The organism is Serratia sp. HNCC26DJ206 (assembly GCF_057180605.1).
In genome coordinates this window covers 1-19,041 of sequence record NZ_JBXUGP010000040.1, presented here as the reverse complement: position 1 = coordinate 19,041, position 19,041 = coordinate 1, and the positions used below count along the sequence as shown (strand labels likewise).

The 19,041-nt window shown below is 50.3% G+C and carries 30 protein-coding genes; 24 read left to right on the top strand and 6 right to left on the bottom strand.

The features are described from left to right. Positions 1-135 precede the first annotated feature (135 nt). From rplN to AC2A1E_RS21175, 19 genes are all read left to right on the top strand, one after another. Positions 136-507 carry a 50S ribosomal protein L14 gene (gene rplN, locus AC2A1E_RS21265; RefSeq protein ID WP_020837240.1) on the top strand — a complete coding sequence of 124 codons (372 nt, stop codon included), beginning with the start codon at positions 136-138 and terminating at the stop codon, positions 505-507. A gap of 10 nt (positions 508-517) precedes the next feature. Further along, positions 518-832 (top strand): 50S ribosomal protein L24, encoded by a 315-nt coding sequence (gene rplX / locus AC2A1E_RS21260; RefSeq protein WP_459400351.1) that lies wholly within the window; start codon positions 518-520, stop codon positions 830-832. Positions 833-846: 14 nt separating this feature from the next. Next, positions 847-1,386, top strand: a complete 540-nt coding sequence (gene rplE, locus AC2A1E_RS21255; protein ID WP_459400350.1) for a 50S ribosomal protein L5 — start codon at positions 847-849, stop codon at positions 1,384-1,386. A gap of 13 nt (positions 1,387-1,399) precedes the next feature. Further along, entirely contained in the window at positions 1,400-1,705 is a 306-nt protein-coding gene (gene rpsN, locus AC2A1E_RS21250; protein ID WP_076943279.1) for a 30S ribosomal protein S14, read from the top strand. A 30-nt stretch (positions 1,706-1,735) separates the two neighbouring features. Beyond that, positions 1,736-2,128 carry a 30S ribosomal protein S8 gene (gene rpsH / locus AC2A1E_RS21245; protein ID WP_459400349.1) on the top strand — a complete coding sequence of 131 codons (393 nt, stop codon included), beginning with the start codon at positions 1,736-1,738 and terminating at the stop codon, positions 2,126-2,128. 14 nt (positions 2,129-2,142) lie between these two features. Continuing rightward, the gene (gene rplF, locus AC2A1E_RS21240; RefSeq protein WP_459400348.1) at positions 2,143-2,676 is read left to right on the top strand and encodes a 50S ribosomal protein L6; all 534 of its coding nucleotides are present in this window, start codon (positions 2,143-2,145) and stop codon (positions 2,674-2,676) included. Positions 2,677-2,685: 9 nt separating this feature from the next. Continuing rightward, complete coding sequence (rplR, locus tag AC2A1E_RS21235; RefSeq protein WP_459400347.1) at positions 2,686-3,039, top strand: 50S ribosomal protein L18; 354 nt, start codon at positions 2,686-2,688, stop codon at positions 3,037-3,039. Positions 3,040-3,053: 14 nt separating this feature from the next. Continuing rightward, a complete protein-coding gene (gene rpsE, locus AC2A1E_RS21230) occupies positions 3,054-3,554 on the top strand; it encodes a 30S ribosomal protein S5 (protein ID WP_021182220.1) in 501 nt (166 codons plus the stop codon). 6 nt (positions 3,555-3,560) lie between these two features. After that, complete coding sequence (gene rpmD / locus AC2A1E_RS21225) at positions 3,561-3,740, top strand: 50S ribosomal protein L30 (RefSeq protein ID WP_004956161.1); 180 nt, start codon at positions 3,561-3,563, stop codon at positions 3,738-3,740. A 3-nt stretch (positions 3,741-3,743) separates the two neighbouring features. Further along, a complete protein-coding gene (gene rplO, locus AC2A1E_RS21220) occupies positions 3,744-4,178 on the top strand; it encodes a 50S ribosomal protein L15 (RefSeq protein WP_024912197.1) in 435 nt (144 codons plus the stop codon). Between the two features lie 7 nt (positions 4,179-4,185). Continuing rightward, positions 4,186-5,517: a preprotein translocase subunit SecY gene (gene secY, locus AC2A1E_RS21215; protein ID WP_473189581.1), complete on the top strand. Its 1,332-nt coding sequence runs from the start codon at positions 4,186-4,188 to the stop codon at positions 5,515-5,517. Positions 5,518-5,550: 33 nt separating this feature from the next. Then, on the top strand, positions 5,551-5,667 hold the full coding sequence (gene rpmJ, locus AC2A1E_RS21210; protein ID WP_037402687.1) for a 50S ribosomal protein L36: 117 nt from the start codon (positions 5,551-5,553) through the stop codon (positions 5,665-5,667). 146 nt (positions 5,668-5,813) lie between these two features. Continuing rightward, positions 5,814-6,170, top strand: a complete 357-nt coding sequence (rpsM, locus tag AC2A1E_RS21205; protein ID WP_025123454.1) for a 30S ribosomal protein S13 — start codon at positions 5,814-5,816, stop codon at positions 6,168-6,170. Positions 6,171-6,186: 16 nt separating this feature from the next. Continuing rightward, entirely contained in the window at positions 6,187-6,576 is a 390-nt protein-coding gene (rpsK, locus tag AC2A1E_RS21200) for a 30S ribosomal protein S11 (RefSeq protein WP_004929731.1), read from the top strand. Between the two features lie 33 nt (positions 6,577-6,609). After that, positions 6,610-7,230: a 30S ribosomal protein S4 gene (gene rpsD / locus AC2A1E_RS21195; protein ID WP_484385397.1), complete on the top strand. Its 621-nt coding sequence runs from the start codon at positions 6,610-6,612 to the stop codon at positions 7,228-7,230. 26 nt (positions 7,231-7,256) lie between these two features. Beyond that, positions 7,257-8,246, top strand: coding sequence for a DNA-directed RNA polymerase subunit alpha (locus AC2A1E_RS21190; protein WP_002919219.1), 990 nt, complete (start codon positions 7,257-7,259; stop codon positions 8,244-8,246). Between the two features lie 40 nt (positions 8,247-8,286). Next, complete coding sequence (gene rplQ, locus AC2A1E_RS21185; protein ID WP_004929726.1) at positions 8,287-8,676, top strand: 50S ribosomal protein L17; 390 nt, start codon at positions 8,287-8,289, stop codon at positions 8,674-8,676. A gap of 227 nt (positions 8,677-8,903) precedes the next feature. Next, a complete protein-coding gene (zntR, locus tag AC2A1E_RS21180; RefSeq protein WP_459400343.1) occupies positions 8,904-9,335 on the top strand; it encodes a Zn(2+)-responsive transcriptional regulator in 432 nt (143 codons plus the stop codon). A gap of 84 nt (positions 9,336-9,419) precedes the next feature. Continuing rightward, the gene (locus AC2A1E_RS21175; RefSeq protein ID WP_484385405.1) at positions 9,420-9,626 is read left to right on the top strand and encodes an alternative ribosome-rescue factor A; all 207 of its coding nucleotides are present in this window, start codon (positions 9,420-9,422) and stop codon (positions 9,624-9,626) included. A gap of 54 nt (positions 9,627-9,680) precedes the next feature. Here the strand turns inward: AC2A1E_RS21175 and mscL are convergent, their stop codons facing one another. The 5 genes from mscL to def form a co-directional block, all read right to left on the bottom strand. Then, positions 9,681-10,097, bottom strand: coding sequence for a large-conductance mechanosensitive channel protein MscL (gene mscL, locus AC2A1E_RS21170; RefSeq protein ID WP_484385396.1), 417 nt, complete (start codon positions 10,095-10,097; stop codon positions 9,681-9,683). A gap of 132 nt (positions 10,098-10,229) precedes the next feature. Next, the gene (gene trkA, locus AC2A1E_RS21165) at positions 10,230-11,606 is read right to left on the bottom strand and encodes a Trk system potassium transporter TrkA (RefSeq protein ID WP_459400341.1); all 1,377 of its coding nucleotides are present in this window, start codon (positions 11,604-11,606) and stop codon (positions 10,230-10,232) included. A gap of 70 nt (positions 11,607-11,676) precedes the next feature. Then, positions 11,677-12,966: a 16S rRNA (cytosine(967)-C(5))-methyltransferase RsmB gene (gene rsmB / locus AC2A1E_RS21160; RefSeq protein ID WP_484385395.1), complete on the bottom strand. Its 1,290-nt coding sequence runs from the start codon at positions 12,964-12,966 to the stop codon at positions 11,677-11,679. A 72-nt stretch (positions 12,967-13,038) separates the two neighbouring features. Continuing rightward, positions 13,039-13,983, bottom strand: coding sequence for a methionyl-tRNA formyltransferase (gene fmt, locus AC2A1E_RS21155; RefSeq protein ID WP_484385394.1), 945 nt, complete (start codon positions 13,981-13,983; stop codon positions 13,039-13,041). Positions 13,984-14,000: 17 nt separating this feature from the next. Further along, positions 14,001-14,510, bottom strand: a complete 510-nt coding sequence (gene def, locus AC2A1E_RS21150) for a peptide deformylase (protein WP_484385393.1) — start codon at positions 14,508-14,510, stop codon at positions 14,001-14,003. A gap of 132 nt (positions 14,511-14,642) precedes the next feature. Here def and dprA point away from each other — a divergent pair, with 132 nt between their 5' ends. Genes dprA through aroE form a run of 5 tightly spaced genes read left to right on the top strand, consistent with a single transcriptional unit; the run spans position 14,643 to position 18,188 of the window. Next, on the top strand, positions 14,643-15,764 hold the full coding sequence (dprA, locus tag AC2A1E_RS21145) for a DNA-protecting protein DprA (RefSeq protein WP_484385392.1): 1,122 nt from the start codon (positions 14,643-14,645) through the stop codon (positions 15,762-15,764). Then, the gene (locus tag AC2A1E_RS21140; protein ID WP_484385391.1) at positions 15,736-16,209 is read left to right on the top strand and encodes a DUF494 family protein; all 474 of its coding nucleotides are present in this window, start codon (positions 15,736-15,738) and stop codon (positions 16,207-16,209) included. Before dprA ends, AC2A1E_RS21140 begins: the two co-directional genes overlap by 29 nt. A 26-nt stretch (positions 16,210-16,235) precedes the next feature. After that, entirely contained in the window at positions 16,236-16,781 is a 546-nt protein-coding gene (locus AC2A1E_RS21135; RefSeq protein WP_484385390.1) for a DNA topoisomerase family protein, read from the top strand. A 7-nt stretch (positions 16,782-16,788) separates the two neighbouring features. Continuing rightward, positions 16,789-17,358 (top strand): L-threonylcarbamoyladenylate synthase type 1 TsaC, encoded by a 570-nt coding sequence (gene tsaC / locus AC2A1E_RS21130; protein ID WP_484385389.1) that lies wholly within the window; start codon positions 16,789-16,791, stop codon positions 17,356-17,358. Positions 17,359-17,369: 11 nt separating this feature from the next. After that, on the top strand, positions 17,370-18,188 hold the full coding sequence (gene aroE / locus AC2A1E_RS21125) for a shikimate dehydrogenase (protein WP_484385404.1): 819 nt from the start codon (positions 17,370-17,372) through the stop codon (positions 18,186-18,188). A gap of 47 nt (positions 18,189-18,235) precedes the next feature. On the opposite strand, the gene AC2A1E_RS21120 is transcribed toward aroE, so the two are convergent. Further along, positions 18,236-18,778, bottom strand: a complete 543-nt coding sequence (locus AC2A1E_RS21120) for a gamma carbonic anhydrase family protein (protein WP_484385388.1) — start codon at positions 18,776-18,778, stop codon at positions 18,236-18,238. Between the last annotated feature and the right edge of the window lie 263 nt (positions 18,779-19,041).

Genomic DNA, 19,041 nt, shown 5'->3' with positions numbered 1-19,041 from the left:
TCAGAAAGTGAGCCGTTTATTTTTTCTACCCATACTTTGGAAGCGGTGTTATAATGCCGCGCCCTCAGTTATGGGGCTTTTCAACGACCTAGTAATAGGTCCTAAAGTTGTAGTTGACATTAGCGGAGCACTAACATGATCCAAGAACAGACTATGCTGAACGTGGCCGACAACTCCGGTGCACGTCGCGTAATGTGTATCAAGGTTCTAGGTGGCTCGCACCGTCGCTACGCAGGCATCGGCGACGTCATCAAAATTACCATCAAGGAAGCAATTCCTCGCGGTAAGGTGAAGAAAGGCGATGTGCTGAAGGCGGTAGTGGTGCGCACCAAGAAGGGTGTACGTCGCCCGGACGGTTCTGTCATTCGCTTCGATGGTAATGCATGCGTTATTTTAAACAATAATAGCGAGCAGCCTATCGGTACGCGTATTTTTGGGCCGGTAACTCGTGAACTGCGTAATGAGAAGTTCATGAAAATTATCTCTCTGGCACCAGAAGTACTCTAAGGAGCGAACCATGGCAGCGAAAATCCGTCGTGATGACGAAGTTATCGTGATTACCGGGAAAGACAAAGGTAAACGCGGTAAAGTAAAAAATGTCCTGTCTGCTAGTAAGGTCATTGTTGAAGGGATTAACCTGGTTAAGAAACATCAGAAGCCTGTACCGGCCCTGAACCAACCAGGTGGCATTGTTGAAAAAGAAGCTGCTATTCAAGTTTCTAACATTGCTCTCTTTAACACGGCTACTGGTAAGGCTGACCGTGTAGGCTTTAGATTCGAAGACGGCAAAAAAGTCCGTTTCTTCAAGTCAAATAGCGAAACTATCAAGTAATTTGGAGTATGACGATGGCGAAACTGCATGATTACTACAAAGACGAGGTAGTCAAACAACTGATGTCTCAGTTTGATTACAACTCTGTCATGCAAGTCCCTCGGGTCGAGAAGATCACCCTGAATATGGGTGTTGGTGAAGCGATCGCTGACAAGAAACTGCTGGACAATGCAGCAGCCGACTTGGCAGCAATCTCCGGTCAAAAGCCGTTTATCACCAAAGCACGCAAATCTGTTGCAGGCTTCAAAATCCGCCAGGGCTATCCGATCGGCTGTAAAGTAACTCTGCGTGGCGAACGCATGTGGGAGTTCTTTGAGCGTCTGATTTCCATCGCTGTTCCACGTATCCGTGACTTCCGTGGCTTGTCCGCTAAGTCATTCGATGGTCGTGGAAACTACAGCATGGGTGTACGTGAGCAAATCATCTTCCCAGAAATCGACTACGACAAAGTCGATCGCGTTCGTGGTTTGGATATTACCATTACCACTACTGCGAAATCTGATGATGAAGGCCGCGCGCTGTTGGCTGCTTTCAAATTCCCGTTCCGCAAGTAAGGCAGGGTTACTGATGGCTAAACAATCAATGAAAGCACGCGAAGTTGTTCGCGTGAAACTGGCTAACAAGTACCGCGCTAAGCGCGAGGAATTGAAAGCTATTATTTCCGGTGTGAACTCTTCCGACGAAGATCGTTGGGATGCTGTTCTCAAGCTGCAGAGTCTGCCGCGTGATTCCAGCCCGTCTCGTCAGCGCAAACGCTGCCGCCAAACTGGCCGTCCACATGGTTATGTGGGCAAATTCGGGTTGAGCCGTATCAAGCTACGTGAAGCCGCCATGCGCGGTGAAGTACCAGGCTTGAAAAAGGCTAGCTGGTAATTACCAATTGAATCACGGGAGTAAAGACAGATGAGCATGCAAGATCCGATCGCGGATATGCTGACCCGTATCCGTAACGGTCAAGCCGCGAACAAAGTTGCGGTCACCATGCCTTCCTCCAAGCTGAAAGTGGCAATTGCCAACGTGCTGAAGGAAGAAGGGTTTATTGAAGATTTCAAAGTCGAAGGCGATGCCAAGCCTGTTCTGGAACTGGTACTGAAGTACTTCCAGGGCACGGCAGTGGTAGAAAGCATTCAGCGTATCAGCCGTCCAGGTCTGCGTATCTATAAGAAAAAAGATGCGTTGCCAAAAGTTATGGCCGGTTTGGGTATCGCTGTTATTTCTACCTCTAAAGGTGTTATGACCGATCGTGCAGCTCGCCAAGCTGGTCTTGGTGGCGAGATTATCTGCTACGTAGCTTAATTCGGGAGGAAAGAATGTCTCGTGTTGCAAAAGCACCCGTCGTCATTCCTGCCGGCGTAGAGGTAAAACTCAACGGTCAGGTTATTTCGATTAAGGGTAAGAACGGCGAGCTGACTCGTACAGTCCACGACGCCGTTATCGTTACGCAAGAAGCTAACGCACTGACTTTCGCCCCGCGCGAAGGCTTTGCTAATGCATGGGCCCAAGCGGGTACCACGCGTGCTTTGCTGAACGCAATGGTTGTCGGTGTTACCGACGGCTTCACTAAGAAGCTTCAACTGGTAGGTGTTGGTTATCGTGCTGCTGTTAAAGGCAATGTGGTGAATTTAGCCCTGGGCTTTTCTCACCCAATCGATCATCAGCTGCCAGCAGGTATTACTGCTGAATGCCCAAGCCAAACTGAAATCGTGCTGAAAGGCGCTGATAAGCAAGTTATTGGCCAGGTTGCTGCAGATCTGCGTGCCTACCGCCGTCCTGAGCCTTACAAAGGCAAGGGTGTCCGTTACGCCGACGAAGTCGTGCGTACCAAAGAGGCTAAGAAGAAGTAAGGTAACACTATGGATAAGAAATCTGCTCGTATCCGTCGTGCGACCCGCGCACGCCGTAAGATCAAAGAACTGGGAGCAACCCGCCTGGTGGTACATCGTACCCCGCGTCACATTTACGCACAGGTTATTGCTCCAAATGGTTCTGAAGTACTGGTAGCTGCTTCTACTGTAGAAAAAGCTATCTCTGAGCAATTGAAGTATTCCGGTAACAAAGACGCAGCAGCAGCCGTAGGTAAAGCTCTGGCTGAGCGCGCGTTGGAAAAAGGGATTGCGAAAGTATCCTTTGACCGTTCCGGTTTCCAATATCATGGTCGAGTCCAGGCACTGGCAGATGCTGCCCGTGAAGCTGGCCTTCAGTTCTAAGGAAGAGGTTTAAGATGGCTCACATCGAAAAACAAGCTGGCGAACTGCAGGAAAAGCTGATCGCGGTAAACCGCGTATCTAAAACCGTAAAAGGTGGCCGTATTTTCAGCTTTACCGCACTGACAGTTGTTGGTGATGGTAACGGTCGCGTTGGTTTTGGCTACGGCAAAGCACGCGAAGTTCCAGCAGCGATCCAGAAAGCGATGGAAAAAGCCCGTCGCAACATGATGAATGTCGCGCTGAATGGCGGCACTCTGCAGCACCCTGTTAAAGGTGCTCATACGGGGTCCCGTGTGTTCATGCAGCCAGCTCACGAAGGTACCGGTATCATCGCGGGGGGTGCAATGCGCGCCGTTCTCGAAGTTGCTGGGGTGCACAACGTATTGGCTAAAGCTTATGGTTCCACCAACCCGATCAACGTGGTTCGTGCAACTATCGATGCTTTGGCAAATATGAAGTCTCCTGAAATGGTCGCTGCCAAGCGTGGTAAATCCGTTGCAGACATTCTGGGGTAATTGACCATGGCTAAGACTATCAAAGTAACACAAGTTCGCAGCTCCATTGGCCGTCTGCCGAAGCATAAAGCTACACTGCTCGGTCTGGGTCTGCGTCGTATTGGTCACACCGTAGAGCGCGAGGATACTCCTGCTGTACGCGGTATGATCAACCTGGTTTCCTACATGGTTAAAGTTGAGGAGTAACAGATGCGTTTAAATACTCTGTCTCCGGCTGAAGGTGCCAAGCATGCGCCGAAGCGTGTAGGTCGTGGTATTGGTTCTGGCCTGGGTAAAACCGGCGGCCGTGGTCACAAAGGTCAGAAGTCTCGTTCTGGCGGTGGCGTACGTCGTGGTTTTGAAGGTGGTCAGATGCCTTTATATCGTCGTTTGCCGAAATTCGGCTTCACCTCTCGCAAAGCTATGATTACGGCAGAAGTTCGTCTGTCTGAACTGGCTCTGATTGAAGGCGACGTAATCGACCTGAACACGCTGAAAGCCGCTAACGTTGTTGGTACCCAGATCGAATTCGCGAAAGTTATGCTTTCTGGCGAAATCGCTCGTCCGGTTACCCTGCGTGGTCTGCGTGTCACCAAAGGCGCTCGTGCTGCTATCGAAGCTGCTGGCGGTAAAATTGAGGAATAAGTAGCAGATGGCTAAGCAACCAGGATTAGATTTTCAAAGTGCTAAAGGCGGACTCGGCGAGCTGAAGCGCAGACTTTTGTTTGTTATCGGCGCGCTGATTGTTTTCCGCATCGGCTCTTTCATTCCGATTCCTGGTATCGATGCCACTGTGCTTGCCAAATTGCTTGAGCAGCAGAGAGGCACCATCATTGAAATGTTTAACATGTTCTCTGGTGGTGCTCTCAGCCGTGCTTCTATCTTTGCTCTGGGGATCATGCCGTATATTTCGGCATCGATCATCATCCAACTGTTGACGGTGGTTCACCCAACGTTAGCGGAGATCAAGAAAGAAGGGGAGGCTGGCCGTCGCAAGATTAGCCAGTATACCCGCTACGGTACGCTGGTATTGGCCATATTCCAGTCGATCGGTATTGCTACCGGTCTGCCGAATATGCCTGGTATGCAGGGTCTGGTGTTAAACCCAGGCTTTGCATTCTACTTTACTGCGGTGGTGAGCTTGGTTACCGGGACAATGTTCCTGATGTGGCTGGGTGAGCAGATTACTGAGCGCGGTATCGGTAACGGTATCTCGATCATCATCTTCGCGGGTATTGTGGCGGGTTTACCGCCGGCAGTAGGCCATACTATTGAGCAAGCTCGGCAAGGCGACCTGCACTTCCTCCTGTTGCTGTTGGTTGCAGTATTAGTGTTTGCAGTAACCTTCTTCGTTGTTTTCATTGAACGTGGTCAACGTCGTATTGTCGTTAACTATGCGAAACGTCAACAAGGTCGTCGTGTTTACGCAGCACAGAGCACACACTTACCGCTGAAAGTGAATATGGCAGGGGTAATACCTGCAATCTTTGCTTCCAGTATTATTCTGTTCCCTGCCACGATTGCATCCTGGTTTGGGGGCGGTACCGGTTGGAACTGGCTGACAACGATTTCGCTGTATTTGCAGCCTGGACAACCGCTTTATGTGTTACTCTATGCGTCTGCAATCATCTTCTTCTGTTTCTTCTACACGGCGTTGGTATTCAACCCGCGTGAAACAGCAGATAACCTGAAGAAGTCCGGTGCCTTCGTACCAGGAATTCGTCCGGGAGAGCAAACGGCGAAGTATATCGATAAAGTAATGACGCGTTTAACCCTGGTGGGCGCGATGTACATTACTTTCATCTGCCTGATCCCGGAGTTCATGCGTGATGCAATGAAAGTACCATTCTACTTTGGTGGTACCTCGCTACTGATCGTGGTTGTCGTCATCATGGACTTTATGGCTCAAGTGCAAACTCTGATGATGTCAAGTCAGTACGAGTCTGCATTGAAGAAAGCAAACCTGAAAGGCTATAACCGCTAATCAGGTGCGTTTGAGAAGTTACGGAGAGTAAAAATGAAAGTTCGTGCTTCCGTCAAGAAATTATGTCGTAACTGCAAAATCGTTAAGCGTGACGGTGTCGTGCGTGTGATTTGCAGTGCCGAGCCGAAGCATAAACAGCGTCAAGGCTGATTATCTCGCATATTTTTCTTGCAAAGTTGGGTTGAGCTGGCTAGATTAGCCAGCCAATCTTTTGTATGTAGCTGCAACATTATTTGAGTATCCTGAAAACGGGCTTTTCAGAATGGTGTTGCCGTAAAAATAAGTAGGAGTGCATAGTGGCCCGTATAGCAGGCATTAACATTCCTGATCATAAACATACCGTTATCGCGTTAACGTCGATCTTCGGAATCGGCAAAACTCGTTCACAGTCCATCTGTGCTGCTACGGGTATTGCTGAAAATGTTAAGATCAGTGAGCTGTCTGAAGAGCAAATTGAACAATTGCGTGAAGCAGTTGCCAAATTCACTGTTGAAGGTGATTTGCGTCGTGAAGTTACCCTGAGCATCAAGCGTCTGATGGATCTTGGTACATACCGTGGTTTACGCCATCGTCGTGGTCTGCCAGTGCGCGGTCAGCGTACTAAGACCAACGCACGTACCCGTAAGGGTCCGCGTAAACCGATCAAGAAATAATCGGGGTGATTGAATAATGGCAAAGGCACCTGTTCGTACACGTAAGCGTGTAAGAAAACAAGTCTCTGACGGCGTGGCTCATATCCATGCTTCTTTCAACAACACCATTGTAACTATTACCGATCGTCAGGGTAATGCTTTGGGTTGGGCAACTGCCGGTGGTTCCGGTTTCCGTGGTTCTCGTAAGTCAACTCCGTTTGCAGCTCAGGTTGCAGCAGAACGTTGTGCTGACGCAGTAAAAGAATACGGTATCAAGAACCTGGAAGTTATGGTTAAAGGACCTGGTCCTGGTCGTGAGTCTACTATCCGCGCTCTTAATGCGGCTGGTTTCCGCATCACTAATATTACTGATGTGACTCCGATTCCTCATAACGGTTGTCGTCCACCGAAAAAACGTCGCGTGTAACGCCCCTGCTTTTCGGATTGTTGGAGAAAGAAAATGGCAAGATATTTGGGTCCTAAGCTCAAGCTTAGCCGCCGCGAGGGCACAGACCTGTTCCTGAAGTCTGGCGTTCGCGCGATAGATTCAAAGTGCAAAATTGAGCAACCGCCTGGTCAACACGGTGCGCGTAAACCGCGTCTGTCTGACTATGGTGTACAGTTACGTGAGAAGCAAAAAGTTCGCCGTATGTACGGTGTTCTGGAGCGCCAGTTCCGTAACTATTACAAAGAAGCAACTCGCCTGAAAGGCAACACCGGTGAAAACCTGTTGACCCTTCTGGAAGGCCGTTTGGATAACGTTGTTTACCGTATGGGCTTCGGCGCCACTCGTGCAGAATCACGTCAGTTGGTTAGCCACAAAGCAGTTATGGTAAATGGTCGCGTTGTTAACATCGCTTCTTATCAGGTATCTCCGAATGACGTAGTCAGCATCCGCGAGAAAGCTAAAAAGCAGTCTCGTGTTAAGGCTTCTCTGGAGCTGGCTGAGCAGCGTGAAAAGCCGACTTGGCTGGAAGTTGATGCTGCGAAGATGGAGGGTGTGTTCAAACGTATTCCTGAACGTACCGATCTGTCCGCCGACATTAACGAACACCTGATCGTCGAGCTTTACTCCAAGTAAAGCTTGAGTTTCAAAGAGAGGACACAATGCAGGGTTCTGTGACAGAGTTTCTAAAACCGCGCCTGGTAGATATCGAGCAAGTCAGTTCGACGCACGCCAAGGTGACCCTTGAGCCTTTAGAGCGTGGCTTTGGCCATACTCTTGGCAACGCACTGCGCCGTATTCTGCTTTCATCTATGCCGGGTTGCGCGGTGACCGAGGTTGAGATTGATGGTGTACTACATGAGTACAGCACCAAAGAAGGCGTACAGGAAGATATCCTGGAGATCCTGCTCAACCTGAAAGGGCTGGCGGTGAGAGTTCAAGGCAAAGATGAAGTTATTCTTACCCTGAATAAATCTGGCATTGGCCCTGTGACCGCTGCCGACATTACCCATGATGGTGATGTCGAAATCGTCAAGCCGCAGCACGTGATCTGCCACCTGACCGATGAGAACGCTGCTATCAGCATGCGTATCAAAGTTCAGCGCGGTCGTGGTTATGTGCCGGCTTCTGCCCGAATTCATTCGGAAGAAGATGAGCGCCCGATTGGTCGTCTGTTGGTTGACGCCTGCTATAGCCCTGTAGAGCGTATTGCCTACAATGTTGAAGCAGCGCGTGTAGAACAGCGTACTGACCTGGACAAGCTGGTAATCGAAATGGAAACCAATGGCACGATCGATCCTGAAGAGGCGATCCGCCGTGCGGCAACCATTCTGGCAGAACAACTGGAAGCTTTCGTTGACTTACGTGATGTTCGTCAGCCGGAAGTGAAAGAAGAGAAACCAGAATTTGATCCGATCCTGCTGCGCCCTGTTGACGATCTGGAATTGACTGTCCGCTCTGCTAACTGCCTTAAGGCAGAAGCTATCCACTACATCGGTGATCTGGTACAGCGTACCGAGGTTGAGCTGCTGAAAACGCCTAACCTGGGTAAAAAATCTCTTACTGAGATTAAAGATGTGCTGGCTTCGCGTGGTTTGTCTCTGGGCATGCGCCTGGAAAACTGGCCACCGGCAAGCATTGCTGACGAGTAACCGGATCACAGGTTAAGGTTTTACTGAGAAGGATAAGGTCATGCGCCATCGTAAGAGTGGTCGTCAACTGAACCGTAACAGCAGCCATCGCCAGGCTATGTTCCGTAACATGGCCGGCTCTTTGGTTCGTCATGAGATCATCAAGACGACCTTGCCAAAAGCGAAAGAGCTGCGTCGCGTTGTTGAGCCGCTGATTACTCTTGCCAAGACCGACAGCGTAGCTAATCGTCGTCTGGCATTCGCCCGCACTCGTGATAACGAGATCGTGGCAAAACTGTTTAACGAGCTAGGCCCGCGTTTTGCGAGCCGTGCCGGTGGTTACACTCGCATTCTGAAGTGTGGCTTCCGCGCAGGCGACAACGCGCCGATGGCATACATCGAGCTGGTTGATCGTGCTGAGTCTCAAGCAGAAGTAGCAACTGCAGAGTAATATCTGTGAGAGCGTAAAAAAACCGGGCTTGCCCGGTTTTTTTACGCCCATTATCAGTACGAAGACATTTCCCTGCACTGACGCAGCACATCTTAAGATCCTTCTTTTTATTCGTTATGCTAATACTATCAATCAGGTTAATTAGGACTGAGGATTCTTACTATGTGGTGGTTCGATGTCTGAGTTGGAATACCAAACGCCGTGGGTGAAAAACCAGAGGAGTAGAGATGTTTAAAATCGGCCAACTGGCAAAGCTCGCGGGCGTTACACCAGATACTGTCCGCTATTATGAGAAGCAAGGCATGATGGACCATAATGTTCGTACCGAGGGTGGCTATCGTTTGTACAGCGATCAGGACCTGCAGCGCTTACGCTTTATCCGCTATGCCAAGCAATTGGGTTTCACATTGGAAACCATAGCGGAATTATTGTCGATCCGTGTAGATCCAGAACATCATACCTGCAAAGAGTCTAAATCCATCGTTGATGCTAGGCTGCTCGAAGTAGAGAATAAGCTTACGGAGCTGACCAGAATGCGTGAGTCACTCAAAAGGCTCAGTGATGCATGCTGTGGCAGTGCTCACACCACGAACTACTGCTCTATTCTGGAGGCTTTGGAGCAAGGCGCGAGTGAAGAGAAGAGTAAAAAATCAGGCTGAATGCTTCGCGGTACTTTAATTTTTACTTATGTAGCAGTATCATCAGCCCGTTTTATGCCCATGTAATTAACAAGGAATACTATGATGACTAAATATCGGCACACTAAAGGCCAAATACAGGAAAATGCCATTGAGGCATTGCTACATGACCCGCTGTTCCGTCAGCGAGTAGAAAAGAATATCAAAGGGAAAGGCAGTTACCGGCGTAAAGATAAACATGCGAAAGGTGGTAGCTGGGAGGCCAGTGGTAAGTTATCCAATAACAACTTAACACTGGCTTTCTGGTTTTGAGGCATAAAAAAGCCACCAGGATAAGGCGGCCTTTTTCGCAGTGCATGGCTTGGTCTATTGTTTGTGTTGCTGCTGCTGACTCAGTAAATCACGGATTTCCGTCAGCAATTTCTCTTCAGCACTAGGCGCTGGCGAAGCTGCCGGTTCTTCTACTTCTTTACGGCGCATTTTGTTCATTAATTTGATGGCCATAAAGATCGCGAAGGCAACAATGATAAAGTCAAAAATATTCTGCAGAAACGAACCATAATTCATGACAACGGCGGGGATATTACCCTCAGCTTCGCGCAATACCAGATGGAATTGTTTGAAGTCGACGCCCCCGAGCAGCATGCCTAAAGGTGGCATGATAATATCGGAAACCAGTGAAGAAACAATTCTGCCAAATGCGGCACCGATAATGACACCCACCGCCAAGTCGACCACATTGCCACGCATGGCAAACTCGCGAAACTCTTTCAAAATACCCATAAAAACACTCCTTAAAAACTAATGATCCAAGTTTAACAAAGCGATTTCCTTTCGCCACGATGAATATAGAAAAGTTTTTTGGTTTTCCCACGCCAACACACGCGGGGAAGCCCATTCACATAATCAATGTTTCTATAGGAAGAACGGGCTTGGTTGGAACAAACGTTCAACGTCCGGCACGAATTTCTTATCGGTAATAAACATGATTATGTGATCGCCTTGCTGAATTTTGCTATTGCCATTGGCAATGATGACATCATCCCCGCGTACAATAGCGCCAATAGTGGTTCCTGGTGGTAGTTTAATCTCTTCTACCGTACGGCCAACCACTTTAGAGGTGCTTTCATCTCCGTGAGCAATGGCTTCGATGGCTTCAGCAACTCCACGGCGCAGCGAGGAAACGCTGACAATATCGGCTTTACGTACGTGCCCTAGCAATGCTGAGATCGTCGCTTGCTGTGGTGAAATAGCAATATCAATCACGCTGCCCTGTACTAAATCGACATAGGCACGGCGCTGGATCAGCACCATGACTTTTTTGGCCCCCATGCGCTTGGCCAGCATGGCAGACATGATATTAGCTTCATCATCATTGGTGATGGCGATAAATACGTCTACCTGGTCCACATGTTCTTCGGCAAGTAGTTCCTGATCGGAAGCATCGCCGTAAAACACAATAGTATCGTGCAGGTGTTCTGCCAACTCAGCGGCGCGCTGTTGATTACGTTCAATCAGCTTCACGTTGTATGATTTTTCCAACCGCTGCGCCAGACCTGCCCCCACATTACCCCCGCCAACAATCATGATGCGTTTGTAGGGTTTTTCCAGTCGCTGTAACTCACTCATTACTGCGCGGATATGCTGAGAAGCGGCCACAAAGAACACTTCATCACCGGCTTCGATGATGGTTGAACCTTGCGGGCGTATCGGTCGATCCTGACGGAAGATGGCGGCTACGCGAGTATCAATGTGCGGCATATGTTCGCGCATGGAAGAGAGGGCGTTACCGACCAGTGGGCCACCGTAATAGGCTTTCACCGCGGCGATGCTGACTTTACCAGCGGCGAAATTCACCACCTGCAATGCGCCAGGGTATTCAATCAGTTTATAAATGTAATCGATAACCAACTGTTCCGGTGAGATCAGATGGTCGATCGGAACCGCTTCTGGATGGAATAATTTCTCGGACTCACGAATATATTCCGGTGCACGGATACGTGCGATGCGGTTTGGGGTATTAAATAGGGAATAGGCGATCTGGCAGGCAACCATATTGGTTTCGTCAGAATTGGTGACGGCGACCAGCATGTCGGCATCTTCTGCCCCGGCTTCGCGCAATACGCGTGGATGGGAGCCATGTCCCTGAACGACGCGCAGGTCGAATTTATCCTGTAGCTGTCGTAAACGCCCAGAGTCGGTATCGACTACGGTGATATCGTTGTTTTCACCAACCAGGTTTTCTGCCAGTGTCCCGCCGACCTGACCAGCGCCAAGAATAATTATTTTCATCGGGTTCTCTGCTTCACACTGCAACGGCCATGGCCGCTATTTGTAGGCGCATTGAAGTGCGCCCTGATAGTTACATTTTAATCAGCTTAGCGTAAAAGAAACCATCTCCATCCTCAGGATGAGGAAGATTTTGCCTGCCTGGTGATTGATTATCACCCGTTTCTGCCAAATTAGCGTCGCTATGGCGTTGCAGGAAAGCGGCTATCTGTTCACTGTTCTCCTGCGGCAGAATGGAACAAGTGGCATATACCATCACGCCTCCTGATTTTAAATGCGGCCAGATGGCCTCCAGAATTTCGCTCTGTAGGCTGGCTAACTCAGCGATGTCGCTGTCCCGGCGTAACCATTTGATATCCGGGTGGCGGCGAATGACGCCGGTAGCGGAACAGGGGGCATCCAACAAAATACGGTCGAACTGCTTATCGCCGCACCATTCCGCCGGTGTTCGGCCATCGCCCACTTTTACTTCAGCATGAAGACGCAAGCGTTGCAGGTTTTCTTTTACCCGGGCCAGACGTTGTTCATCGATATCGACGGCCATCACATGGGCTTTCGGCGCAGCCTCCAGAATGTGGGTGGTTTTACCACCGGGTGCCGCGCACAGATCGAGGATCTGTTCGCCGTTCTGCGGATCCAACAGATCGATACAGCCCTGAGCGGAAGCATCCTGCACGGTGACCCAGCCGTCAGCAAAGCCCGGCAGATCCGTCACGCCGCAAGGGGCCAGCAAACGTACCGCATCGCGATATTCCTTATGCGGCTCAGCGGCGATGCCAGCCTGCTGCATCAATTGCAGGTATTCATCACGGCTATGATGCAGACGATTAACGCGTAGCCACATTGGGGGTTTCTGATTATTGGCATCAACGATCTGTTCCCAATTGGCAGGATAGGCCTGTTTGATACGCTTGAGCAGCCAACTTGGGTGCAGGTAGCGGCTTTCGTTATTGGCGGCGCGTTGCAGCAGTTCTTCTTGCTGGCGTTGGAATTGACGCAGGACGCCATTGATCAAGCCTTTCAACTGCGGGCGCTTCAGGGCAACTGCACCTTCTACGGTTTCAGCCATTACTGCATGCGGTGGAATGCGGGTATAAAGTAATTGATACAGACCCACCATCAGCAGGTAATGCAGCGTACGCTGCTTGCCAGTCATTGGTTTGGCCATTAATTGCTGAATGCACCATTCAAGCTGCGGTAGTACTCGCAACGTGCCGAAACAAAGCTCCTGCAACAATGCACGATCCTTGTCGGAAATGTTCTTTTGTAATGCTGGCAGAATAGTGCTGAGTGACTGCCCCTGATCCAGTACCTGGCCGATGGCTTTGGCTGCATGGCTGCGGAGGTTGTAATTATTTTTCATAGGCTGAAGCTGATAACGATCGGCGTTAAGAGAGAAACAGCCCGGTAACGGTAACCGGGCAAGGGGTGTCTTTTATAACCGGTTACCCGGCATGAACCATTCGCGGCGTGAATTTAATAAATCCTGTGCCGACATCGGCTTTTTACCTGCTGGCTGCAATTGTGTCAGGTTCAAAATACCGTCAGTGGTGGCAACTTGAATCCCCTGTTTGTCGGCATGAACGATAGTGCCTGGCTGTGCGCCAGATGTTTCGGCCAAAACCGTCGCTTGCCAGACTTTCACTGGTTGGTCTTCGATGGTGAAATAGCTGACTGGCCATGGATTGAAAGCACGAATGCAGCGCTCAAGCTGTGCCGCTGACAGGCTCCAATCTAGTCGTGCTTCTTCCTTGCTCAGCTTTTCAGCGTAGGTGACCAGCGTTTCATTTTGTACCTCACGCTTCGCCGTACCGGAAGCCAATTGTTGCAGCGTTGCCAGCAACCCCTGTGGCCCCAGTTCCGCTAACTTGTTGTACAGGCTGGCGCTGGTATCAGTGGTTTCGATTGGGCAACTGATCTTGTGCATCATATCACCGGTATCAAGACCAACATCCATCTGCATGATCGTTACGCCAGTTTCACTGTCACCAGCCCACAAAGCACGTTGGATCGGTGCCGCGCCACGCCAGCGTGGAAGCAGGGAGCCGTGAACATTGATGCAACCCAAGCGCGGCATCTCCAGAACGGCTTTCGGCAGGATCAAGCCATAAGCAACCACCACCATGATATCGGCGTTGAGATCGGCAACCAGGTGCTGATTCTCTTCCGGGCGCAGTGATTTAGGCTGAAAAACCGGGATCTGATGCTGTTCTGCCAACACTTTAACCGGGCTTGGCGTCAGTTTGTTACCACGGCCAGCCGGGCGATCGGGCTGAGTGAAAACGCCAACAATTTGGTGCTCAGATGACAGCAGCGCGTCGAGGTGACGCGCTGCGAAGTCTGGAGTTCCGGCGAAAATAATCCGTAAAGAGTCAGACACGTTAGTTTCCTGATCGGTTAGGCACGGGCGTTAAGCTTGGCCATTTTTTCCAGTTTCTGACGGATACGCTGGCGTTTAAGCGGAGAAAGGTAATCGACAAACAGCTTACCGACCAGATGATCCATTTCATGCTGGATACAAATAGCCAGCAGTTCATCGGCTTCGAGCTCAAAAGATTGTCCTTGGCGGTCAAGTGCGCGAACCTTTACTTTCTCAGCACGTGGCACCAGAGCGCGATGCTCAGGAACGGAAAGACAACCTTCTTCGATACCGGTTTCGCCGTGTTTTTCCAGCAGTTCCGGGTTGATCAGCACCAGCGGTTCGTCGCGGTTCTCAGAAATATCAATGACGATAATGCGCTGATGAATATCTACCTGTGTTGCAGCGAGGCCAATACCTTCCTCTGCGTACATGGTTTCAAACATATCATCCACGATGCGCTGGATATCTGCATTGAATTCTTTTACCGGGGTTGCAACTTTGCGCAGCCGCTCGTCTGGGAAATGTAATACTTGCAAGACTGACATATATCTTTAGATCTGTATCCGAGTGATAAAAGGTAGTTAGCTTCTATTCTAGACATTTCCTGGCCTGATTGACAGCATCGTTGACCAATTGCACCCATGGGCAATACCACATTTTCAGCGAGGGAATGCGCGATGCAGCCAGAGGAAATCGCTCTACGTATGCATGCTGTGACGGGGATAAGTGCGCAGCAAGCCAGCCAAGTTATCGTTCAGTTGATCGCAGAAGGTAGCGATCCTTACCCGCTATTAAAGCCGCTGGGTTTGAATAATAAACAACAGGAGCAATTCCGTCATGTTCCCGCGCATTATCTGCGGGCAACGCTCAAATGGTTGGAACAGACAGGAAATCAGATGATGACTTACGGTGAACCTGGTTTCCCTGAGCTTTTGGCGCATATTGCTGATGCGCCGCTATTGCTGATGGTGAAAGGAAATCCCACAGCCTTACAATTGCCGCAAATCGCCATGGTGGGCAGCCGCCAGTTCAGTCATTATGGCGAGCATTGGGGAAATTACTTTGCCACCGGGCTGGTGCATTGTGGTTTCGCCATCACCAGCGGATTAGCCATCGGTATTGACGGTATTTGTCACCGTGCTGCCTTGGCTGCCCACGGGGTGACAATTGCCGTGCTGGGCAGTGGCCTAGCCAATATCTATCCGCGCCGCCACCGGCATCTTGCTGAACAAATTGTTGAGCAGGGCGGTGCGGTGGTTTCTGAACATCTGGCTACGGATTTACCTCTGGCCGACCATTTTCCCCGCCGTAACCGAATTATCAGTGGTTTGAGCATGGGAGTGGTGGTCATTGAAGCTTCATTGCGCAGCGGTTCCTTGATTACCGCACGTTGTGCGTTGGATCAGGGGCGTGAAGTCTTTGCCCTGCCGGGAGCGCTGGGTAACCCGATGAGTGAGGGGACACACTGGCTGATTCAGCAGGGAGCCAGCCTGGTTACTGGTCCGAAAGATATCGCTGAGCAACTGGGAAGTGGTCTGCATTGGCTGTCCGTGAATGAAAATACAACTATTTCTGTATCTGAGGCCCAAGTTGAATTGCCATTTGCCGATGTGTTGGCTAACGTAGGAGATGAGGTGACACCTGTTGACGTCGTCGCTGAACGTGCCGGCCAACCTGTGCCAGAGGTGGTAATCAAGTTACTCGATCTGGAGTTAGCAGGGTGGATCGCAGCTGTACCCGGCGGCTATGTCCGATTAAGGAGGGCAGGCCATGTTCGACGTACTCATGTACTTGTTTGAAACGTATATCCACAATGAGCCAGAGATGTCAGTTGATCAGGATACCTTGACCGCCGATCTTGCCGAAGCAGGATTTGATCGGGATGATATCTACAACGCACTGAATTGGCTCGAGAAGCTTGCAGACCTCCAGGAAGGTGAGAATGCGCCCTACTTTATGGATGCCGATCCGCTGGCAATGCGGATCTACACCGAAGAAGAAAGTGCGCGTTTGGATGCCAGTTGCCGTGGTTTCCTCTTGTTTTTAGAACAGATTCAAGTATTGAACCTCGAAACCCGTGAAATGGTCATCGATCGTGTTATGGCTTTAGATAATACGGACTTTGATCTTGAAGATCTGAAATGGGTGGTGTTGATGGTGCTGTTTAATATCCCCGGATATGAGAGCGCTTATCAGCAAATGGAAGAACTGTTATTTGATGTAAACGAAGGTTATCTGCACTGAGCCGATAACACGCATAGAAAGACGTTATGACAAAACCAGCGATTTTTGCCACCAGGCAAAATGAACCCTGTCCGGAATGTGGGGCCGAATTGGTGATCCGTAGTGGTCGCCACGGCCCCTTTCTTGGTTGTTCCCAATATCCTGAATGCCAATATATTCGGCCGTTGAAAGCGCAAGCCGATGGCCATGTTGTCAAGGTTCTGGAGGGGCAGGTGTGCCCAAAATGTCAGGCGACGCTGGTGCTACGCCAGGGGCGTTATGGCATGTTCATTGGTTGTGAGCACTATCCTGAGTGCGATCACACCGAAGCGATCGATAAACCGGACGAGACCAGCATTGCCTGTCCACAATGCGGTCAGGGTAAATTGCTGCAACGCAAGTCACGCTATGGCAAGGTGTTCCACTCTTGCGATCGCTATCCGGCCTGCCAATTCGCCCTCAACTTTAAGCCTATCGCCGGTGAGTGTGCCTTCTGCCACTATCCGTTGCTGATGGAAAAGCGTACGGCAAAAGGCCCAACCCTCTTTTGCGCCAGTAAATTGTGCGGAAAATCCGTCGTTACCACAGAATAATCACGCTATGAACTCAGAACAAACTTCCGCATTCGCACTTATCATAGAAGCATTGAAAAATCAGCAGGTTATTGCTTACCCAACCGAAGCCGTATTCGGTCTGGGATGCGATCCTGACAGTAAACTGGCAGTCAGTGAGTTGCTGGCATTAAAGCAGCGCCCATGGGAAAAGGGCCTGATCCTGGTTGCTGCTGATTATTCGCAGTTAACGCCTTATATTGACGACAACGCATTGAGTGAACAGCAACGTGCGACGATTTTTGCCAGTTGGCCTGGCCCGGTGACCTGGGTGATCCCAGCCAAGCAGCAAACGTCGCGATTACTGACCGGTCGCTTCAGTTCGCTGGCGGTTCGCGTTAGCGATCATCCCTTGGTGCAGCAACTCTGTCGTCAGTTTGGTAAGCCGTTGGTCTCAACCAGCGCTAATTTAAGCGGCCAGGAGCCGTGCCGCACTGTTGCAGAAGTGAAGCTGCAGTTTGGCGAACTTTTCCCGGTGCTGGCTGGCCACGTTGGTGGGCGCCTGAATCCTTCTGAAATCAGAGATGCTTTGACGGGTGAGCAAATCCGTCAGGGATAGAGGTCATGTTAATGGAGAAGTTCGTGGTATTCGGTAATCCCATTGCTCATAGCAAATCCCCCCGTATTCATGCGCTGTTTGCCGAACAAACCCAGATAGATCATCCCTATGGGGCCGTGCTGGCACCGTTGGATGGATTTGAGTCAGTGCTACAACAGTTTATTACTGAGGGGGGAAAGGGAGCCAATGTCACCGTCCCTTTTAAAGAGCGTGCCTACGAAGCATCAAGTGAGTTAAGTGACAGGGCGGCAATAGCGGGTGCGGTGAATACGCTCAAGGTATTGCCGGGTGGCCGTTTGTTAGGTGATAACACCGACGGTATTGGCCTGTTGACCGATCTTGAACGTCAACAACTGATCCAGCCCGGCGATCATATTCTGCTGGTGGGGGCGGGTGGTGCTGCACGGGGAGTTATCCTGCCATTACTCTCTTTTGGCTGTCGGGTCGTGCTTACCAACCGTACCCCTAGCCGCGCACAAGAGTTGGTGACGCTCTTTCAGCATTTGGGTGAGATCACATCATTACCGATGGATCAACTCGATCAACCACACTTTGACTTAGTGATCAATGCAACCGCTTCAGGGATCAGTGGCGAGATCCCGGCACTACCAGCAAGCATTGTGAATAGCACAACCCGTTGTTACGACATGTTCTATCAGCAAGGAAGCACCCCATTTCTTGCCTGGGCAGAGAAACAGGGGGTGAAACGTTATGCCGATGGTTTGGGGATGCTGGTGGGGCAGGCAGCACATGCTTTCCTGTTATGGCATGGCGTTATGCCGGAGATCGAACCCGTGCTGTTAACGCTGCGCAAAGAAATGGCCGTTTAAACAATAGCCCCGCTACAGTGGATTGGAGCGGGGCGTTCAATATTGGATTAGATATCTTTGGAAAGGTATTCGTCTTTCCAGCGTATATAGTTGTTGGACGAGTAGACTAACCCTTCCCGTTCAGCCTGCGTTAATGGTCTCACCTGACGTGCCGGGCTGCCCATATATAGATAGCCAGTTTCCAAGCGTTTGCCCGGGGCAACCAAACTGCCTGCGCCAATCATTACATCATCTTCTATTACCGCACCGTCCAACAGGATCGAACCCATTCCCACTAAAACTCGGTTGCCGATAACACAGCCGTGCAGCATGGCTTTATGCCCGACGGTGACATCTTCACCAATCAATAGGGGATAACCTGCTGGATTGTAGTCGGATTGATGTGTCACATGCAGGACGCTACCATCCTGAATGTTGCTGCGTGCACCGATCCTCACGGCATTAACATCTCCACGGATGGAAACTAACGGCCAGATACTGACGTCATCGGCCAGTTCAACGTTACCGATCACAACGCTGGAAGGATCGATCATGACGCGCAGGCCAATCTGGGGGGAGTAATGAAGATAAGAACGTACTGCATCGGACATGGTATAGCCTCACGTCAGGATCATATTTACCGGCAATACTAGACTCTGACGGTGGAATTACAACCAGGCAACACGCCGGATCCCGTGGAAAACAGCCCGGATCGGATAAGATCCACGCGAAAGGACTGAAAAGTACGCAGTCGGTAATAAAAGATCTAAAAAGGGCTTGTGGAAAAAACGAGGATCCCTATAATGCGCCTCCATCGACACGGAACATGTGAACAACTTCACAGAGTCTCCGGGGGTTGCAGAGAAAAAATCTT

What these genes read in the sequence shown, in the direction of transcription:
- zntR (WP_459400343.1), top strand. Translation starts at nt 8,904, where the DNA reads ATGTTTAAAATCGGCCAACTGGCAAAGCTCGCGGGCGTTACACCAGAT.
- tsaC (WP_484385389.1), top strand. Translation starts at nt 16,789, where the DNA reads ATGAACTCAGAACAAACTTCCGCATTCGCACTTATCATAGAAGCATTG.
- trkA (WP_459400341.1), bottom strand. Translation starts at nt 11,606, where the DNA reads ATGAAAATAATTATTCTTGGCGCTGGTCAGGTCGGCGGGACACTGGCA.
- rplF (WP_459400348.1), top strand. Translation starts at nt 2,143, where the DNA reads ATGTCTCGTGTTGCAAAAGCACCCGTCGTCATTCCTGCCGGCGTAGAG.
- rpsE (WP_021182220.1), top strand. Translation starts at nt 3,054, where the DNA reads ATGGCTCACATCGAAAAACAAGCTGGCGAACTGCAGGAAAAGCTGATC.
- AC2A1E_RS21135 (WP_484385390.1), top strand. Translation starts at nt 16,236, where the DNA reads ATGACAAAACCAGCGATTTTTGCCACCAGGCAAAATGAACCCTGTCCG.
- rplX (WP_459400351.1), top strand. Translation starts at nt 518, where the DNA reads ATGGCAGCGAAAATCCGTCGTGATGACGAAGTTATCGTGATTACCGGG.
- rpsN (WP_076943279.1), top strand. Translation starts at nt 1,400, where the DNA reads ATGGCTAAACAATCAATGAAAGCACGCGAAGTTGTTCGCGTGAAACTG.
- rpsD (WP_484385397.1), top strand. Translation starts at nt 6,610, where the DNA reads ATGGCAAGATATTTGGGTCCTAAGCTCAAGCTTAGCCGCCGCGAGGGC.
- rplN (WP_020837240.1), top strand. Translation starts at nt 136, where the DNA reads ATGATCCAAGAACAGACTATGCTGAACGTGGCCGACAACTCCGGTGCA.
- AC2A1E_RS21190 (WP_002919219.1), top strand. Translation starts at nt 7,257, where the DNA reads ATGCAGGGTTCTGTGACAGAGTTTCTAAAACCGCGCCTGGTAGATATC.
- rpmJ (WP_037402687.1), top strand. Translation starts at nt 5,551, where the DNA reads ATGAAAGTTCGTGCTTCCGTCAAGAAATTATGTCGTAACTGCAAAATC.
- secY (WP_473189581.1), top strand. Translation starts at nt 4,186, where the DNA reads ATGGCTAAGCAACCAGGATTAGATTTTCAAAGTGCTAAAGGCGGACTC.
- rplQ (WP_004929726.1), top strand. Translation starts at nt 8,287, where the DNA reads ATGCGCCATCGTAAGAGTGGTCGTCAACTGAACCGTAACAGCAGCCAT.
- rplO (WP_024912197.1), top strand. Translation starts at nt 3,744, where the DNA reads ATGCGTTTAAATACTCTGTCTCCGGCTGAAGGTGCCAAGCATGCGCCG.
- aroE (WP_484385404.1), top strand. Translation starts at nt 17,370, where the DNA reads ATGGAGAAGTTCGTGGTATTCGGTAATCCCATTGCTCATAGCAAATCC.
- rpsH (WP_459400349.1), top strand. Translation starts at nt 1,736, where the DNA reads ATGAGCATGCAAGATCCGATCGCGGATATGCTGACCCGTATCCGTAAC.
- AC2A1E_RS21140 (WP_484385391.1), top strand. Translation starts at nt 15,736, where the DNA reads ATGTTCGACGTACTCATGTACTTGTTTGAAACGTATATCCACAATGAG.
- rpsK (WP_004929731.1), top strand. Translation starts at nt 6,187, where the DNA reads ATGGCAAAGGCACCTGTTCGTACACGTAAGCGTGTAAGAAAACAAGTC.
- rplE (WP_459400350.1), top strand. Translation starts at nt 847, where the DNA reads ATGGCGAAACTGCATGATTACTACAAAGACGAGGTAGTCAAACAACTG.
- rpmD (WP_004956161.1), top strand. Translation starts at nt 3,561, where the DNA reads ATGGCTAAGACTATCAAAGTAACACAAGTTCGCAGCTCCATTGGCCGT.
- rplR (WP_459400347.1), top strand. Translation starts at nt 2,686, where the DNA reads ATGGATAAGAAATCTGCTCGTATCCGTCGTGCGACCCGCGCACGCCGT.
- rsmB (WP_484385395.1), bottom strand. Translation starts at nt 12,966, where the DNA reads ATGAAAAATAATTACAACCTCCGCAGCCATGCAGCCAAAGCCATCGGC.
- dprA (WP_484385392.1), top strand. Translation starts at nt 14,643, where the DNA reads ATGCAGCCAGAGGAAATCGCTCTACGTATGCATGCTGTGACGGGGATA.
- AC2A1E_RS21175 (WP_484385405.1), top strand. Translation starts at nt 9,420, where the DNA reads ATGACTAAATATCGGCACACTAAAGGCCAAATACAGGAAAATGCCATT.
- def (WP_484385393.1), bottom strand. Translation starts at nt 14,510, where the DNA reads ATGTCAGTCTTGCAAGTATTACATTTCCCAGACGAGCGGCTGCGCAAA.
- mscL (WP_484385396.1), bottom strand. Translation starts at nt 10,097, where the DNA reads ATGGGTATTTTGAAAGAGTTTCGCGAGTTTGCCATGCGTGGCAATGTG.
- AC2A1E_RS21120 (WP_484385388.1), bottom strand. Translation starts at nt 18,778, where the DNA reads ATGTCCGATGCAGTACGTTCTTATCTTCATTACTCCCCCCAGATTGGC.